At 41.8% G+C, this 17,409-nt stretch carries 16 protein-coding genes, 4 tRNA genes and 1 pseudogene; 8 read left to right on the top strand and 13 right to left on the bottom strand.

What is annotated here, in order from left to right:
• Positions 1 to 142: 142 nt before the first annotated feature.
• A complete protein-coding gene (locus tag AB4135_RS02255) occupies positions 143 to 1,090 on the top strand; it encodes a LysR family transcriptional regulator (RefSeq protein ID WP_371989952.1) in 948 nt (315 codons plus the stop codon).
• A gap of 74 nt (positions 1,091 to 1,164) precedes the next feature.
• Here AB4135_RS02255 and AB4135_RS02250 read toward each other — a convergent pair whose 3' ends face one another.
• From AB4135_RS02250 to AB4135_RS02225, 6 genes are all read right to left on the bottom strand, one after another.
• A complete protein-coding gene (locus AB4135_RS02250) occupies positions 1,165 to 1,785 on the bottom strand; it encodes a putative quinol monooxygenase (protein WP_371989951.1) in 621 nt (206 codons plus the stop codon).
• Positions 1,786 to 1,926: 141 nt separating this feature from the next.
• On the bottom strand, positions 1,927 to 3,000 hold the full coding sequence (locus tag AB4135_RS02245) for a zinc-binding alcohol dehydrogenase family protein (RefSeq protein WP_371989949.1): 1,074 nt from the start codon (positions 2,998 to 3,000) through the stop codon (positions 1,927 to 1,929).
• A 345-nt stretch (positions 3,001 to 3,345) separates the two neighbouring features.
• Positions 3,346 to 3,421, bottom strand: a tRNA-Thr gene (locus AB4135_RS02240).
• A gap of 52 nt (positions 3,422 to 3,473) precedes the next feature.
• Positions 3,474 to 3,549, bottom strand: a tRNA-Phe gene (locus tag AB4135_RS02235).
• 650 nt (positions 3,550 to 4,199) lie between these two features.
• Positions 4,200 to 4,275, bottom strand: a tRNA-Thr gene (locus AB4135_RS02230).
• Positions 4,276 to 4,325: 50 nt separating this feature from the next.
• Positions 4,326 to 4,401 (bottom strand) — tRNA-Phe (locus AB4135_RS02225).
• A gap of 381 nt (positions 4,402 to 4,782) precedes the next feature.
• Between AB4135_RS02225 and AB4135_RS02220 the strand changes: the two genes are divergently transcribed.
• The gene (locus tag AB4135_RS02220) at positions 4,783 to 5,334 is read left to right on the top strand and encodes a cytochrome b (RefSeq protein WP_371989947.1); all 552 of its coding nucleotides are present in this window, start codon (positions 4,783 to 4,785) and stop codon (positions 5,332 to 5,334) included.
• Between the two features lie 55 nt (positions 5,335 to 5,389).
• Positions 5,390 to 5,965 carry a YceI family protein gene (locus tag AB4135_RS02215; RefSeq protein WP_371989946.1) on the top strand — a complete coding sequence of 192 codons (576 nt, stop codon included), beginning with the start codon at positions 5,390 to 5,392 and terminating at the stop codon, positions 5,963 to 5,965.
• A 52-nt stretch (positions 5,966 to 6,017) separates the two neighbouring features.
• Here the strand turns inward: AB4135_RS02215 and AB4135_RS02210 are convergent, their stop codons facing one another.
• A complete protein-coding gene (locus AB4135_RS02210; protein WP_371989945.1) occupies positions 6,018 to 6,296 on the bottom strand; it encodes an oxidative damage protection protein in 279 nt (92 codons plus the stop codon).
• A gap of 2 nt (positions 6,297 to 6,298) precedes the next feature.
• Entirely contained in the window at positions 6,299 to 7,363 is a 1,065-nt protein-coding gene (gene mutY, locus AB4135_RS02205) for an A/G-specific adenine glycosylase (RefSeq protein ID WP_371989943.1), read from the bottom strand.
• Between the two features lie 243 nt (positions 7,364 to 7,606).
• Between mutY and trmB the strand changes: the two genes are divergently transcribed.
• The 5 genes from trmB (at position 7,607) to AB4135_RS02180 (ending at position 11,991) form a co-directional block, all read left to right on the top strand.
• Positions 7,607 to 8,320, top strand: a complete 714-nt coding sequence (trmB, locus tag AB4135_RS02200) for a tRNA (guanosine(46)-N7)-methyltransferase TrmB (RefSeq protein WP_371989941.1) — start codon at positions 7,607 to 7,609, stop codon at positions 8,318 to 8,320.
• 53 nt (positions 8,321 to 8,373) lie between these two features.
• Positions 8,374 to 8,700: a YggL family protein gene (locus AB4135_RS02195; protein WP_371989939.1), complete on the top strand. Its 327-nt coding sequence runs from the start codon at positions 8,374 to 8,376 to the stop codon at positions 8,698 to 8,700.
• The gene (glsB, locus tag AB4135_RS02190) at positions 8,700 to 9,614 is read left to right on the top strand and encodes a glutaminase B (protein ID WP_371989937.1); all 915 of its coding nucleotides are present in this window, start codon (positions 8,700 to 8,702) and stop codon (positions 9,612 to 9,614) included. Before AB4135_RS02195 ends, glsB begins: the two co-directional genes overlap by 1 nt.
• Before the next feature lie 196 nt (positions 9,615 to 9,810).
• A complete protein-coding gene (locus AB4135_RS02185; RefSeq protein WP_371989936.1) occupies positions 9,811 to 10,632 on the top strand; it encodes a YggN family protein in 822 nt (273 codons plus the stop codon).
• A 417-nt stretch (positions 10,633 to 11,049) separates the two neighbouring features.
• Complete coding sequence (locus AB4135_RS02180) at positions 11,050 to 11,991, top strand: LysR family transcriptional regulator (RefSeq protein WP_220737313.1); 942 nt, start codon at positions 11,050 to 11,052, stop codon at positions 11,989 to 11,991.
• Between the two features lie 580 nt (positions 11,992 to 12,571).
• Here the strand turns inward: AB4135_RS02180 and AB4135_RS02175 are convergent.
• The 5 genes and pseudogenes from AB4135_RS02175 to AB4135_RS02155 all read right to left on the bottom strand — a co-directional run.
• Complete coding sequence (locus AB4135_RS02175; RefSeq protein WP_371989935.1) at positions 12,572 to 14,416, bottom strand: DUF885 family protein; 1,845 nt, start codon at positions 14,414 to 14,416, stop codon at positions 12,572 to 12,574.
• A gap of 125 nt (positions 14,417 to 14,541) precedes the next feature.
• Complete coding sequence (hemW, locus tag AB4135_RS02170) at positions 14,542 to 15,678, bottom strand: radical SAM family heme chaperone HemW (RefSeq protein ID WP_371989933.1); 1,137 nt, start codon at positions 15,676 to 15,678, stop codon at positions 14,542 to 14,544.
• Entirely contained in the window at positions 15,678 to 16,277 is a 600-nt protein-coding gene (gene rdgB, locus AB4135_RS02165) for an RdgB/HAM1 family non-canonical purine NTP pyrophosphatase (protein ID WP_371989931.1), read from the bottom strand. Before rdgB ends, hemW begins: the two co-directional genes overlap by 1 nt.
• Positions 16,278 to 16,498: 221 nt before the next feature.
• Complete coding sequence (locus tag AB4135_RS02160) at positions 16,499 to 16,933, bottom strand: DUF4426 domain-containing protein (RefSeq protein WP_371989929.1); 435 nt, start codon at positions 16,931 to 16,933, stop codon at positions 16,499 to 16,501.
• An 83-nt stretch (positions 16,934 to 17,016) separates the two neighbouring features.
• Positions 17,017 to 17,265 (bottom strand): annotated as a pseudogene (locus tag AB4135_RS02155) (DUF167 family protein); the annotation flags it as partial.
• Positions 17,266 to 17,409 lie beyond the last annotated feature (144 nt).

The raw sequence follows: 17,409 nt of genomic DNA, 5'->3' as shown, positions 1-17,409 counted from the left end.
AATTCGTGGGGATCCGTCAGACACTGCTGCCACTTATTCCTGACCCTACTTATTCTTATTGGATAAATAAATAGTGGTTATCAAATGAGGTTTAATCAGTCATGATGAGTGGATTAATTGGAAACTGGAGTTCGCGTCGATTATGTCTCTTACTAAGCAATTAGCCCTTTTTCTTGATGTGGTTCAGCAAGGTTCTTTTACAAAAGCTGCTACCTTGCATGATATGGATAATTCGCTACTGTCGAAGCAGATTAAAAAGCTTGAAACTGAGCTTGGGGTGCAACTGCTCAACCGTTCTACACGTTCTTTTTCGCTGACTTCTGCAGGGGAAGAGATTTTAGAACAAACTCAGAATTTGATGGAAACCTTAACCCAAATTCAAAATATTGCTGACTCCTATCAGTCAGAACCCAAAGGCATCATTCGTATTTCTTCGGCCATTTATTTCGGCCAGCAGTACTTACAACCTGTGATTGCCAAGTTCATGACCTTGTATCCCAATGTCAAAGTCACGCTGTCACTTGATGATAAGCGGACCGATATTATTTCTGATCACTTTGATGTGGCATTTAGAGTGGGCAAGTTGGCTGAATCAAATTTAATCGCCAAAAAAATTGCTAAAACCCATTTTGCGATAGTGGCATCAGAATCATTTATCGAGCAACATGGAATGCCGCAAACTCCTGAGGAGTTAATTCAGTTACCAGCTGTCATTTACAGCAATGGTAATGTCAGTTTAGATCAGATGTGCCTGACGGAAGCGCCTCATGGCGAGCAATACAAGATGTATAAAATGCGTGGCAATTACAAAGTCAGCGATGTGCGCACATTGATTGAAGCAGTGAAATCAGGTTTAGGTTATAGCTTAATTGATTTGTTTAATTTGGATGAGCCAATCACCCAATCTCAGTTGGTACCGTTATTGACCGATCACGGCTTATCGACTTTAGATACTGGCATTTATGCCGTTTACCCACACCGTAAACAAACCTTATTAGTTAGTGAATTTATCAAAGCGGTGCAAGAACATATTGGGACTCCGCCATTTTGGCTTGAGCATATGCCTGGCTATAAAAATATGTATAAGTGAGGCATATTGGGCTGCTTTGCAGCCCAATATTCGATGAGAGTTTAGCTACTCTCATCCATTTACACTGAATAAATTTATATTTCAGTGACAAAATTCATATATTGCTGCATATCACCTACCACAGCTTGTTCCATCAAGGCGCCAGTGGTCTTGGCATAGGGCTGCTGAAAGTGAATGTCCCATACGTCCGATTCCTTGCGCCAATGCTCATACACAGCTAACGTGCTGTCGTCACCTTCGACGGTGTACAAATCAAACAACAAGTTACCTTGTTCAGTACGAGAGTGTTTAATATGCTCTTCAAATTGAGCCAATAATTGCTGGCGCATTTGTGGATTGATTTTGAAAATGAAAAAGATAATAAATACTTCATCTTCAGGATCAGCAGGCTTAATTGCTATAGGCAATGGGTTGGTTTCGCCTAAATGAAACACTTCTACAGGTTGCTCTAGTGCCAATTCAAATAAAGCGATCATTGCAGCTGTGTGTGGTAGTGTCATGTGATGTTCAAGGGCTGCCTTATCTGCCCAGCGTTCATAGGCAAAAAATACATTTGGATTGCTATTATCAACAAACATTTTCATTTCAACATTGCCAGCTTCATTCGCGGCGCCTTGCTTATTTGTCATTAAAGCTGCTTTAAATTCTGCTTGGTATTCTGGCTTTACCGTAAATTTTACAATTTGATTTAACATCGTCAGTTCCTTGATGCCGCATTGATTAAGCCCAATGCGGTGTGGATTAAATAGTACTTAATAGGCGATTGTGTCATGGTCAAATTCGATGACTTGTTCGATAACTGATCCCAAGACTTATGCGCCGCCTTATGCGAGAAGCTAAAAGCCTTCCAAAACGATTTTTCCCTTGGCTTTTTGGCTCTCAAGTAATTGATGAGCCTGACGTAAATTTGTGGCATTTATAGTGCCGAAATGATTGCCAACCGTAGTTTTGATCACGCTATCATCGATCAAAGTAGAAACAGCATTAAGTAACTCATGTTGCGCTTGCATATCTTCAGTTTTAAATAAAGAGCGAGTAAACATCATTTCCCAGTGTACTGATACCGACTTCATTTTAAACGGCATGATATTGAGCGTATCAGGGTCATCAATTAAGGCGAACTTGCCTTGAGGTTTAATGACTTTTTCTATTTCGATTAAATGTTGCTCGGTATTATTTAAACTCACCACATAGTCAACTTCAGCCAACGATTGCACGGCAAATTCTTCACTTAATGGATTACGATGGTTGATAATATGATCAGCGCCTAAATCTTCTAACCATGAAACGGTTTCAGGTCGTGACGCCGTTGCAATGAGCTCAAGATTAGTTAACTGCTTAATTAATTGCACCATTACTGAGCCTACGCCTCCAGCTGCGCCAATCACTAGAATGCGTTTTTTAGCAGGCTGCTCTTGTGCAGAACTATCTGAACTATTTTCTTGCTGGCGCTCGCCTTGTAAGCGTTCAACGTCTAATCGATCAACATCTAATCGATCAAATAGTAATTCCCATGCAGTAATAGTCGTAAGAGGAAGTGCAGCAGCTTCAGCATAAGAAAGGCTATTTGGCATTTTGCCTACAATGCGTTCATCAACTAACTGAAATTGCGCATTGCTACCTGTACGAGTGATGTCGCCGGCGTACCACACTTTATCGCCTACGTTAAACAAACTCACTTCATCGCCAACCGCTTTTACAATACCAGTTGCATCCCAGCCTAATACTTTCCATTGGTCTTTTTCTGCTGGCATATCTTGGCGAATTTTATAATCTGCTGGGTTAACAGACACGGCTTTTACTTCAACTAAAATATCTCGGCCACTCACAACGGGTGTTGGCAGTTCAATGTCTTGTAGTGCGTTAACATCAGTAATGGGCAAATTTTGTTGGTATCCGATGGCTTTCATAATCTAGCTCCAATGTCTGTTTGATGGAGTTATAGTGCCGTGTTTCTCTATTGTGAAAAAGAGACGTAATCACCAATTATTATGGTGATTAAAGTCCGCAATAGGTTGGAAGGTTATTCAGTTAACGAGATGGTTAAATGGGTTATTTGCATCAAACTGTTGTTTGAGGAAGAGGCAGAGTAATCGAGCAGGGTTTTTGATGATTATCGTTATAGTTAACAAACTCGTTTTGGGCAAAGTGGCTCAAGACTAACCAGAAAGAAAGTTAAAGTATCAACTTATCTCAGGACGGGACAAACGTTAGATACAAAAAAGCCACTCTACTGAGTGGCTTTTTTGTTTTTATGGTGCCGGCACCAAGAGTCGAACTCGGGACCTACTGATTACAAGTCAGTTGCTCTACCAACTGAGCTATGCCGGCTTATTTTGCTAACAAGTTATCTAACAGTGCAGATAAACTCATTAAAAAATGTTGGTGCCCGAACCCGGAATCGAACCAGGGACACGAGGATTTTCAATCCTCTGCTCTACCGACTGAGCTATTCGGGCAACTAATCGCTGTAAAGATATAAGCGTTAGATTTGCTACTTCAAACTAAGCTGTTAAAGCCTGTGTCGTTTGGAGTGCGCGTATATTATAGCGATGCTTTGCATGGTGCAAGCGCTTTTTTCGATATATGGCTAACAAATAGCCGTACAAACTCAATTGTGATGATAATTTATTGTTTGCTGATTATTTTGCCTAGAAAAAGCACAGTTAATGCTATTCAAGTTAATACAGTGGCTTTCACCATTAATATTGGCCAGCTATTGATCTGGATAGTTGAGTGGGATTTTGCGTGGCAACCATTGTTTGGATCAAAGATAATACCAATTGCATTAAGTATTTGACCCGTTCAGAGCCCCTCAGTCTTTTCAATTCAAAGCGCATTGGCAAAGAAATGGTTATTCCCTTTTAAGCCAATGCAAAGCAGAAGTGGAGAGACTGAGGGGCTCACGTAGTGCGGGTTTCAAAACACTTTATGCTTCGCTATGAGATTTGGATATAGAATAACTATTAGCTCAAATCCTACTACTTGCCTACAGCGCTTTGAATTCCCGCTGAATGGTCAAACTTTTAATGCAATTGGTATAATTAGCGAGTGAATGTAAATTTTAGGCACAAAAAAGCCACTCTATTGAGTGGCTTTTTTGTTTTTATGGTGCCGGCACCAAGAGTCGAACTCGGGACCTACTGATTACAAGTCAGTTGCTCTACCAACTGAGCTATGCCGGCTTATCTTGCTAACAAGTTACTGTCTACACAGGAAACTCATTATAAAATGTTGGTGCCCGAACCCGGAATCGAACCAGGGACACGAGGATTTTCAATCCTCTGCTCTACCGACTGAGCTATTCGGGCAACTATCGTTATATAAATATAAACGTTAGATTTGTTACTTCAAACCAAGCTGTTAAAGCCTGTGTCGTTTGGAGTGCGCGTATATTATAGCGCTGAGTTTTATCCTGCAAGTGCTTTTTGTTTTTAGGCAGACTGTTCGCTTAGTTTGTGTGCAGTTGCAAAAATAAGAACAATGCTAACTGATCAAAAATGGATTTTAGCGGGTATGAATGCACTTAGGTGGCAGTCTTTTTGTACTACAAGCTGCAGTAAAGGAGTTGAAATTTTTATCCTGTAATCGTTTTCTATTCTAAAAAGTAGAATGTAAAGGCCTATATTTACTGATTTTAGTTGTAAAAATAGAATGTATGATGGCTCTATATTACTTATTTAGGGGACATGATGCTGTTAAATACTAAAAGCTCTTATGGGTTAATTGCGATCCTGTTGCATTGGCTTTCTGCATTTACCGTAATCGGTTTATTTGCTGTTGGTTTTTGGATGGTTGATTTGACCTATTACAGTGAATGGTACAAAACTGCGCCGCATTGGCATAAAAGTATCGGGTTGCTGCTTCTTTTCGCGACATTTTTCCGAATACTATGGCGACTTTTCACCGCAAAACCTGAGAGTTTAACTACTCATAAAAGTTGGGAGGTCAAAAGCAGTCATGTAGCCCATTTCGTTTTGTACTTGCTTTTAGTGCTCATCATGTTGAGCGGATATTTGATATCAACTGCTGATGACCGAGGTATATGGGTGTTTGAGTGGTTTGAAATACCTAGCCTTGGGGCCATTATTGATGATCAGGCCGATGTTGCTGGAGTTATCCATCAGTATGCAGCATACAGTTTGATTGGTTTGGCCATTGTGCACGCTATTGGGGCATTGAAACATCACTTTATCGATAAAGATTCAACATTACTGAGAATGATTAAAACTCAGCAAGACTAACATTTAAATAAAATTAGCATTTAAAAAAGACGAGCACTCAAAGGGAGATAGCAAGATGAAAAAAGGTTTATTCGCGACGACATTAGCAGCAAGTTTAATGATGGCAAGTACCGCTCAGGCGGCTGACTATGTTATCGATACAGAGGGAGCGCATGCATCGATAGAGTTTAGGGTTAGTCATTTAGGATATAGCTTTGTCGCTGGCCGCTTTAATACCTTTGCAGGTGACTTCTCATTTGATCAATCTAAAATCGCTGACTCGAAAGTCAATGTCACCATCAATACTACAAGTGTTGATTCAAATCATGCTGAGCGCGATAAGCATCTGCGTAGTCCTGACTTTTTAAACACGGCGAAGTTTCCTGAAGCAACGTTTGTCTCAACATCTGTTGATGACAAAGGTGATGGTACGTTTGTACTCAATGGTAACTTTACCTTTAATGGTGTGACTAAACCGCTAGCGATTCACGCTAAGGTAATAGGGGAAGGTAGTGATCCTTGGGGCGGTTACAGAGCCGGTTTTACTGGCAGCACTGAATTTGCGCTTAAAGATTACAACGTAAAAATGGACTTGGGACCCGCTTCTTCTAATGTGAGTTTGAATCTTGTGGTTGAAGGGATTAAAAAATAATTCTTAGCTTAGAATAATAAAAAAGCGCCTTGCGGCGCTTTTTTATTGAAAACTATTCGTCGTCTTTTTGAGGTACATAACCCTCAATTTCAACGTCTTTACCTTCAAACAGAAAGTTAATCATTTGCTCTTCAAGGAACTTACGATCATCAACATTCATCATGTTGAGTTTATTTTCGTTGATAAGCATCGTTTGCTTCGACTGCCAAAGCGCCCATGCTTCTTTACTCACATTGTCGAAAATACGTTTGCCTAAATCACCAGGGTAGAGTTGAAACCCTAGACCTTCAGCTTCTTTGTTCAAATATACGCAGTTTACTGTGCGAGCCATGATTACTCCTTAATTAATACAGAACCTAAACTCGCTAGAATGCGCTCAGTTGCTGAGGCTAAACCAACTTTAGGTGGATGAGGTAAGTTATACCAGACAGAGGAGTCTTGTTCCATGATCTGGTTACCGCTAATCTTGTTTACTGAAACCAAAATCGGTTGAATGTCGAGGTGAAAGTGGCTAAACGTATGCCTAAAGCCAACGAGATCTTCACGATTCTTGATGTTAAATGCTTGTTCATTTAAGTATTCTTCAAGTTCAGCTTGGCTGCTAAATTGAGGGAAACACCAGAGTCCTCCCCAAATGCCGCTAGGAGGTCTTTTTTGTAGATGAACATGGTCATCATGTTCTATTACTACCAACCATGCTGATTTTTCTGGGATCACTTTTTTAGGCTTTTTACCTGGGTAATCAAGCTGACGACCACTTAATTGCGCTTTGCAATCAATTGCAACGGGGCATGCAGCACAGTTGGGCTTGGAGCGAGTACATACTGTTGCGCCAATATCCATCATCGCTTGGTTATACTTCTGAATATCTTTTGCAGGAGTCAGCGCTTCAGTGAGTTGCCACAGTTGATTCTCTACAGGCTTTTTCCCTGGCCAGCCATCAATCGCGCCGTGTCTCGCCAGTACTCGTTTTACATTACCGTCAAGAATGGGATGATTTAAACCTAGTGACAATGACAGCACAGCGCCTGCTGTAGAACGCCCAATACCCGGTAAGGATAATACGTCTTCAAAATCAACCGGGAAATCTCCGTTATGCTGGCTAACAATTTGCTGGGCGGCTTTATGCAAGTTACGGGCTCTGGCGTAGTAGCCTAAACCAGTCCAATGGTGGAGGATTTCGTCTTGCTCGGCGGCCGCCAATACTTCAATGCTTGGAAAGCGATACATGAACTTTTCAAAGTAAGGGATAACCGTTGCAACTTGTGTCTGCTGCAGCATGATCTCAGAAATCCATACTTTATATGGGGTTTTGTTTTGTTGCCAAGGTAGTTGCTTGCGACCATGTAGGTCGTACCAACTGATAATTCGTTGAGAAAATGGGGCTGGAGTTTTCATCGGCGCAGTGTAACCACAGAGGAATACTTTAACAAGTCACAGTTGTGATCTCGTGTAGGGAGTTAACGGCTTAAACTGCAGTAAAATAGCTGACAAAATGAGTATTTTTTGCAAAACAGTGCTTGTAACTCGCACAAACTGAGATTATTGGTATAATTTCGCCTCAATAGGGCTTGCACTAAAGGTTTAACTTTGGATAATGCCTTTCTTTTTAATTAATAGCTGTCTTAAGCGAGGGCGAAAATGAGCGACGTAACAACCGCTGAATTCAATGAAGAGGGTAAATACCTTCGCAAAGTAAGAAGCTTTGTATTAAGAGAAGGCCGCCTTACAAAAGGGCAGGCTCAAGCGATGGAACAACAGTGGCCATCTATGGGGCTAGATTATACCCCTGAAGCGATCGATTTAGTCGAGGTGTTTGGCCGTGAAGCTGACACTGTGCTAGAGATTGGTTTTGGTATGGGAGGCTCATTAGTCGAAATGGCTAAGGCGTCGCCAGAGCTTAACTTTATCGGTATCGAAGTGCATAAGCCTGGTGTTGGTGCATGTTTGTCTGTTGCTGCAGAAGCTGGCGTGACTAACCTGCGCGTTTATCATCATGATGCATTAGAAGTGTTAGAAAACAGCATTGCCGAAGGCAGTTTAGCGCGGGTGCAATTGTTCTTTCCTGACCCTTGGCACAAAAAGCGTCATCATAAACGCAGAATTGTGCAGGCGCCATTTGCTGAACTTATTCGCAGCAAGCTTAAAGTCGGTGGCGTGTTCCATCTTGCTACTGACTGGGAAAACTACAGCGAACACATGTTAGAAGTCATGACTGCTGCGCCTGGCTATAAAAACCAATCAGCTACTGGTGATGTGGTTGAACGTCCAGATCATCGCCCGTTAACCAAATTCGAAGCTCGCGGCCATCGTTTAGGCCATGGTGTTTGGGATCTCATGTTTGAGCGCGTATAAGCGCCTAACTGAAATTTATATACTTATAAAATAAACTTTCTAGGAGAATTACCATGGCAGCTAACCGTAGTCGTCGTTTACGTAAAAAATTGCGCGTTGATGAGTTTCAAGAGTTTGGTTTTGATACTAACTGGACCTTCGATGAGTCTGTAACTGAAGATCAGATCGATTCCATTGTTGATCAGTTTATTGAAGAAGTTATTGAGCCAAGAGATCTTGGTTTCCATGGTGGCGGTCACAAAGAGTGGGAAGGTATTATTGCTACTCAAGCTATCGGTAAGTGTACTGATGAAGACAGAGCAGCAGTTAAAACCTTCTTTGAAGGCCAGCCTGTTTCTGATGTCGAAATTGGCGAGCTTTACGATATTTGGTGGAGCTAATGCCAGAGCTGGCATTGCTTGAAGAGGTTGTCGAGAAAGTACGACCTCTTTTAGGCCAAGGTAAAGTGGCTGATTATATTCCGGCTCTTGCTGAGGTCAATGCCAATAAGCTTGGTATCGCAGTGACGACCAGAGATGGTGTCACAATAGGGGCTGGAGATTATCTCGAGCCCTTTTCAATTCAAAGTATTTCAAAAGTCTTCAGCTTAACGCTGGCACTAATGCATTACGAAGAGCCTGAAATTTGGTCTCGAGTAGGCAAAGAACCATCGGGGCAGTCATTTAACTCACTGGTTCAAGTTGAGTTAGAAAAAGGCCTACCGCGTAACCCTTTCATTAATGCGGGTGCATTGGTGATTGCAGATCTGCTCCAAGGCCGTTTAGGCGCGCCGAAACAGAGAATGTTGGAGATTGTCCGTGGGCTTAGTGATAATCACAGAATTGGCTACGACAAAACGGTTGCCAGATCTGAATATCAACATAGTGCACGAAATGCCGCTATCGCTTATTTGATGAAGTCATTCGGAAACTTCAATAATGATGTCGACACAGTACTTAAGAGCTATTTTCATTATTGCTCCCTGAGAATGAGCTGCGCAGATCTGTCTAAAGCCATGTTTTACCTTGCTAACGGTGGAAAGAGCCTAGCGGGCAAGCAGCTGATAACGCCGGTGCAGACAAGGCAACTCAATGCGTTGCTTGCAACTTCAGGCTTATATGATGGTGCTGGAGAGTTTGCCTATCGGGTTGGCATGCCGGGAAAAAGTGGCGTAGGCGGTGGGATCATTGCAGTGATCCCAGGTGATATGTCGGTGTGTGTTTGGTCTCCAGAGCTCGATGCTAATGGTAACTCACTCGCGGGAACCGCTGCGCTAGAGAGTCTATGTCAGACTCTGGGCCGTTCAATTTTTTAGTATTCTTATTTTGCTCACTTAGCAATGTCATATTTAGCCAATAGTTCGTAATATTGGCTACTTCTTGTTACTCAATAACTACAGCACCAAGCTTTCAAAACACTTTTTGTTATATTTAACAGTTGGTTATGTCTGTTGGCATGCTCTGTGCTTTATCTAGGCTAATTATATTTATAAGCGATAAAGGATTACAGCAATGAAAAAACTTCTTACCTCTGTCGGCGTCTCAGCCGTATTACTGTCAGCTTCTAGTTTGCAAATGGTTAGTGCTCATGACGAGTCAGGTAAACACTTTAACAATGAATGCGAAGTATCACTTAATTATGATGTTACCGTTGAGCCTAAAAAGCTGACTGTAAGTGAAGTGGGTAAAGAGCAATACCGCATTGAAATGAATAAGCTATTTGTTAATGGTGAGCAAGTCTCACTGAACAAGCAGCAACAACAGCTTGTTAGCCAATATGCAGATGAAGTGTCATCACAGGTTCCTGAGGTTATTGAGCTAGTTAATGATGCAGTTGCTATGGCATCAACCGCCGTCAGTATGGCATTGACGCCATTGCTAGGTGATGCAACCGGTTCGAAAATTGATGAAATGATGGATGGTTTGCAAGATAGAATTGAAGAGGTTGCTTATCAAAATGGCGACAAGTTCTATCTTGGGGCAACCGAGTCTTCTCTTGAAAGTGCATTTGGTGAAGAGTTTGAAAAAGAGATGGAGCAGCTAGTTCAAAACTCAATAGGCACCATGATGATGAGCTTAGGTAGCCAGATGATGTCTGGAGACGGTGATTCTTTTGAGGCAAAAATGGATGCATTTTCAGTCAAAATGGACTCTATCGGCGAAGATATTGAACTGCAAATGGAAGAGCAAGCGCAAGATCTAGAAGCTCGTGGAGAAAAACTTTGTCAGAACTTCAAGTCATTAGTTGAATTAGAGAAGAAACTGCAGACTCAGGTCCCTGAGTTAGCAAACTACTCTTTAGTAGCAACGGCAAGCAAAGAGCTGCTTGAATAAGCATTATTAGACACTGTTAAAAACCCTTGAACTGATCCTTGTGTTGCCTGACTATATTGCAACAACCCCTGCATCCCACCTTTATGCAGGGGTTTTCGTTTAAATGCTATCCCGCAATTTGAGTTTGCTTTAGCAAAAATGATAACAGCAAGTTTGCACTTAAATCCCTGCCTTGAAATGCTCAATCCTATAAAAATGCTCGACATACGCTAGTACAAAAGTACTTATATGATGAGATTTAAGGTTTTTTTGGTATACTTCTAAAAATAAAAGCAAAACCATTTAATGGTTAAATAATAACAACTCTACTCTAGCGTACATATATTCACTTAAGGCATTGTTTTATATTTATTTTATATAGGCGTGCCTTAGCGATGGAAGTACTATTACTGTCGTAAACACCTTAAGGCGATTTACATGTTAGAACTTTTAGAACCAATCGCAATTTTTACTCATGTAGCTCGAGCGGGTAGTTTTAGCTCTGCAGCACGAAAGTTAGGTATATCTAAGTCAAAAGTTAGTACTCAAGTTGCTGATCTTGAGCATAAGCTTGGCGTTCAACTTATACAGCGTACCACTCGTAGCTTAAGTCTTACCGAAGCTGGACAGCTGCTTTATGCTCAAGGTGAAGAGCTGTTAAGAGATGCCGATCAAGCTGTTGCTAGCGTTCATAATCTAAATGATGCGACGCGCGGTGTATTGAAAGTAGGCATTTCGCAATCTTTCGGTACCATGCATATCATTCCGGCTCTACCTGAATTTATGGCAAAGCATCCTGAACTTGAGCTGCAAGTTAGTCTACTTGATCACAAAGTTGATGTTGTCAGCGAAGGGTTAGATTTACTGCTGACTATGTCTGAGCAGTTACCTTTAGGCATGGTTGCTAGGCCGCTAATGAAGTGCCAGTTCTTATTGGCTGCATCTCCCTCTTATGTTGAGCAGCATGGTATGCCAAGCCGTCCTGAGCAGTTGGTTGATCATAACTGTCTTGTATATCAAGGTGAGTGGCATGAGCACAGTGTGTGGCAGTTTAAGCAAGGCGATGACTATTGCGAAATTGGAGTCTCGGGTAATTTTAGAGTCGATAATGCACCCGCGCTAAAATCAGCAGCTGTCAGCGGTTTAGGGGTTGTCTATCTGGCGAGTTACTTACTGGAAGATGAAATTGCGAAAGGGACGTTAGTGCCTATTCTTGATGAATGGCAATTAACTCATCACCTGCCTTTGCAAGCCGTTTACCCTAGACGTAAACACCTTGCACCAAAGGTCAGTGCGTTTATTGATTTCATTAAAGATCATATTGGTTCGCCTCCTTATTGGGATGACCCTTATAAAGAATTGTATGCAAAACGTAAGTAAAAATAGGAAACATTGTTTTAAATTTTGAACAATGAATTTCCCTTATCATGTCGTTATGATTAAAGTTTTTATTTATCAGTTGGTTGGATAGTTTTGCTGGTTATTTAGTCGGTGCGAATTTAGTCGCTACTAATGCAGTTTTTTATGGTTTTGGTTGCAGTTTGTTCTTAATTTTATACAATGCAGGCAGTTGATTCAAAACGATTTGAGTCCTATAGCATAATAAAGAATGACCCCTCTTTATTGTGCTATACAAATCAGCGTTATGCAGTTTTGATTCGATGCTGGCAGAAGTTTACGAACTAAAACAATGCTAGCCTTAAAACCATCATCCTAGTTTTGGTTTACCCCGGCTTTTACCGGGGTATTTTTCTGTTAAGCACTTGAACTTTATCTGTACCCTACAACTCAGTCTATTTACTACTATAAGTAAAAGTCTGAATATAACTAGATAGTGCTTATCAAATTCAGTTCAATAAAAAAGCCACTGTATTCAGTGGCTTTTTTATTGGTTTTTTGAGGGCTACGTTATTTGGATATTTGGATATTTGGATATTTGGATAAAGTAGCCTACGTATCATTAGCTGCTTTTTTTAATCCAAAGATCAATTTCAGACGCAAGTACGTCTAATGGCACGGGGCCATTTTGCAATACAATTGTATGGAAGTCCCTTATATCGAATTTGTCACCTAGCGCGGTTTGGGCTTTAGCTCTTAACTCTAGTAGCTTGAGCATACCGACTTTGTAAGCTGTTGCCTGTGAAGGCATGACAATGTGCCTTTCTACCATTTTAATGGCATCAGACTCGGCATTAGGTGTGTTAGATACGTAGTAGTTAATAGATTGTTCACGTGTCCATTTTTTGGCATGAATACCGGTATCAACCACTAAGCGGCAGGCACGCCATAGCTCCATGGCTAAGCGACCGAAGTCAGAGTATGGATCTGCATACATGCCCATCTCTTTAGGAAAATACTCGCTGTATAAACCCCAACCTTCAATGTACGCAGTGTAACCGCCATACTTACGGAACTTAGGCACTCCCTCTAGCTCTTGTGCTATCGCTATCTGCATATGATGCCCTGGCGTACCTTCATGATAAGCAAGTGCTTCCATTTGGTATTTAGGCATCGCTTTCATGTCATATAGGTTGGCGTAGTAGGTTCCTGGGCGACTCCCATCAGGTGATGGATTGTTATAAAAGGCTTTACCTGCTGACTTTTCCCGAAAAGCTTCGACCTGTTTCACTATCATCGGTGCTTTAGGTTTGACTTTAAACACTTCATCGAGACGGCTACTCATGGTGTCAATCAGGGCAATCGCTTCTTGTAAATAAGCTTGGCGACCTTGATCTGTATCAGCATAGTAAAATTGTTGATCATCTCGCATAAAGGCAAAGAACTCTTGGAGATTGCCTTCGAAGTTGACCTTTTTCATAATGTCGCGCATTTCACCGTGTATACGTGCCACTTCTGATAAGCCAAGCTTGTGGATCTCATCGGCGCTCATATCTGTGGTGGTTGTGCGTGCTAGTGCATTGTTGTAATAAGTATCGCCCTTTGGAAACTTCCAAGCACCATCGCGAGTATCAGCTTTGGCTTCAAGCTTACCCATGTAAGCAATCAGTTTGTCATAGGCAGGTTTTACGTCATCAACTAATGCTTGTTTGGCCGCGGTTAGCAATTGCTGCTGTTCATCTGAACTGATTGATAAGGCGTTGACTTTACGTTTAAAGTCCGCCCATAAAGCACTATCTTCACCTTCATCAAATGGGGCGCCTTTGACAATGTTTTTGCTATCAGAGATGACATATGGAAAGACAAATTTTGGTGCAATAATGCCCTTGTTTGCACGTATTTCAAGTGCTGTTTGCAGCTGTGAAAGGCGCTTAGGTACGCCATTTAGGCGGCTAATATAGGCTTTAGCATCTTTAATATCGCTGATCTGATGCTGGTTGATCAAGAATGAGGCTATTTGAGAGTGACCACCATACATCTGGTTGACTGGGTAGCTATGGTAACGCCACTGATCATCCTTTATCTCTTGCTCAAGCTTTTGAGTCAGTAGTTGATAACTCAACTTTGTTTGTCTATCGAGTTTATCTACATTGAGCATATTTAGTTGGGCTAAATGTTTTTTGGTGCGTGCTAGATCTGCATCTGTTGCCGCATCGCTCATCTCATCCCATTTGTCATAATCGGTTTTAATACCTAGGTAGGTTTGAGATATTGGGCTTGCTTGCACATTCTCCATGAAAATGGCTTCAAACAGCGCATTGGCTTTTTCTGATCCACTATTAGATTTTTGAGCTACAGGCTCACTTGGGCTTAAATAGGGAGCTGAAGTTGGTGCGGCATAAACTGCTGAACTTAAGCAAACTGACAGGGACAGAGCGACAACAGTTATTTTTGTTTTTATTGGCATTTTTAGACTTCCTTAGAATTATGATTGTTATCCTAAAGAAGCCTAGAGTTAATTTTTTGATCTAAGTGTTAGAAAATGTTTCTGCTGAGCTGTTTTGTTTAGTAATGGCGAATATATTCAATGCCTTATAGGAATTGTGACAATAAGTCATTTACAAACATATGTCCTTTAGGGGTCAATTGCCAGTACTCTTGGCTTTGTGTCATCAGCCCTTTAGCACAAGCTTGCTCGATACCTTGAGAAATAACACTCCGTTCTAAACCTGTTCTTTGTTCAAACTCTTCCTTAGGGATTGGAGTCATTAGTCTTAAACGGTTCATTAGGTATTCCAGCGGCCTCTCTTCCTCTTCTACAATTGTGGTATCAGAGGTGTAGTCAGTTGCTGCTAGGTAACCTTTTGGGTGCTTGATTTTTACCGTTCGAACTATTTTATTGTGCGCTACTTGAGTGATTTTTCCGTGTGCGCCGCAACCTATACCTAAGTAATCACCGAACTGCCAGTAATTAAGATTATGCTGACACTGAAAGCCCTCCTTTGCATAAGCCGATATCTCATATTGGACGTAACCTAATTCAGCAAGTCGTTTCTGTCCTTGCTCGTAGATCCGCCAGAGTTTTTCATCATCGGGTAGCTGTGGAGGTTTGGAGTGAAACAGCGTATTTGGCTCGATAGTGAGTTGATACCAAGACAGGTGCGGTGGGGCTAGTTCTGCTGCTGTTTCTATGTCGGCGAGTGCTTCATCAAAACTCTGATTTGGTAAGCCATGCATTAAGTCCAGATTGAAGCTTTTATAGCCTGATACTTTTGCCTTTTTAGCCGCCACTTGGGCTTCTGTTTTATCGTGAATACGACCTAATAAGTTAAGCTTGTCACTGGAAAAACTCTGAACTCCAATAGACAAGCGAGTGACTCCTGCTTGCTGATAGGCCTCGAAATCATCATGTTCTAAAGTACCTGGATTGGCCTCCATGGTGATCTCTATGTTGTCTGTAAACTTAATCAGGTTATCAACCTCTGTGAGTAGGCGCTTTATCTGCGCTGCGTCAAACAGAGATGGGGTGCCACCACCAATAAAAATGGTATGTAGTTGCCGACCCTGAACATAGTGCAGATCTTGTTTTAAGTCGGCAATAAGCGCGTCGACATATTCCGTCTGTGGTAGCTCCCCATGTTGGCCATGGGAGTTAAAGTCGCAGTATGGACACTTCTGTACGCACCAAGGGATATGAATGTACAAGCTTAATGGTGGCAAGGTTAACATTAGCTAAAAATACCTTGTTGCTTCATTGCTTCAATAAGCAAAACTAGCGCTTTACCACGATGGCTCAATAAGTTCTTTTCATCGCTGCTCAGTTCTGCTGCGCTACACTGATGCCCTGCAGGAATAAAAATAGGATCGTAACCATGACCATTGTCACCCAGTGGGCTAAAGCCTATGCTGCCCTCCCATGATGCTTGGCATATAATTGGAGTTGGGTCTTTTGCATGGCGCATATATACCAATACACATTGAAAACGAGCACTGCGCTGTGTCTGGTTATATAAAGCCTTTAGCAACTTGGTGTAATTTTGCTGATCTTTCGCACCTTCACCGGCATAGCGCGCCGAATATATTCCTGGTGCGCCTTGTAGAAAATCGACCTCTAGACCTGAATCATCAGCAATCGCAGCGTGCCCCGTTATCTCTGCCGCATGGCGTGCTTTAATAATGGCGTTCTCGACAAATGTGGTGCCCGTCTCTGCAACTTCAGAAACGTTAAACTCACTTTGGGCGAGGATCTTTACACCATAATCGGCCATCAGTTCGGAAAATTCTTTGAGTTTACCTTTGTTGCCACTAGCGAGGACGATTTGGTTCATGGAAGACCTTTAAGCTATCTGAAAATATGGCGGCAATAATAACGAACCGTGCCATTAAATGCATCACTTATATCAGGCTGTAAAGCTTTTAGCAGAGGGGATATTTCAGGCTTGCTGAGTGAGGACATGATTGCAACTTTCACAGCAACAACATTGCATCTTCACACTGCTGAGCTGTAAGTTTGGTCAATGGAGTGGGGGATTGCTCCCCCAGCTAGAGATTACTCAACGTAGAACTTCTGTTTGAACTTCAGCTGCGTATTGAGTTTAGAGCCATGTTTAACTGCAATGTTAAAGTTTATCTGTTGGTCATCGCGGTAGGGGACTTCTGCAATATAGTAAATTGAATCACCTTCGCGGATCTCTCTAAATTTTAACTCCACCCGTGCATCAAGAAGGTTGTTAGCCACCCCGGTAATTTCTACAGGGACAGCGGGATTACCGTCGACGCTGGTATCTAGCACCGAGATATTTAAAATCCCTGAATAACTGCTTCGCTTGATACCGTACGACTTGGCAATACTGGGTGTTAAAAAGGTGCTACTGAGGGCGACATAATGAATATCGTAGTTGCCGACTTTTTGCTTCTGTTCAGCAAACGCGCTACTGACTAGGCATAGGCTGAGCAGCAAAACGGCTATTAGTGAGCGGAACATATTGGCTTTCCTTAGGTATTAGCTTTGTTGTTAGTATAGAGCTTAACTGCGTTGACTGCCTTATACTTCTTATAAGTATAAGGTTACAAAAGGTTTTGTATTTCAGCCGGGATAACCTTGGGTGAGGAGATAAGCACTTGCTTATGACGCCCAGTGAGGCCTTTTAGTATGTCAATGTCGCCCTTTGGTACCTTGCATGCTTTAGCAAGATATTTAGTCAGATGAATATTCGCTTTACCATCAATGGGTGGCGCGGTAATGGCTATTTTTAGCTCATGACCATGCAGTCCTACTATCTGATCTCGACTGGCTTTAGGTTGAAGATGCTCGTTTCAGAGGCTATGTGCCAGTTCAATTCTAGGCGCATTAACGTAGAAATGGTTATTCCCTTTTAAGTGAATGCAACAACGAAGTGGGCTGGCACAAAGCCTTCGGCGATGGGCTTTAATGGACTTTACTCAGTGTTATTGATTTTA

Origin of the sequence: Shewanella sp. 10N.286.54.B9 (assembly GCF_041468565.1) — a bacterium.
Classification (GTDB): Bacteria; Pseudomonadota; Gammaproteobacteria; order Enterobacterales; family Shewanellaceae; genus Shewanella.
The sequence above is the reverse complement of the archived record's forward strand: the minus strand, read 5'-3'. Positions and strand labels throughout refer to the sequence as shown.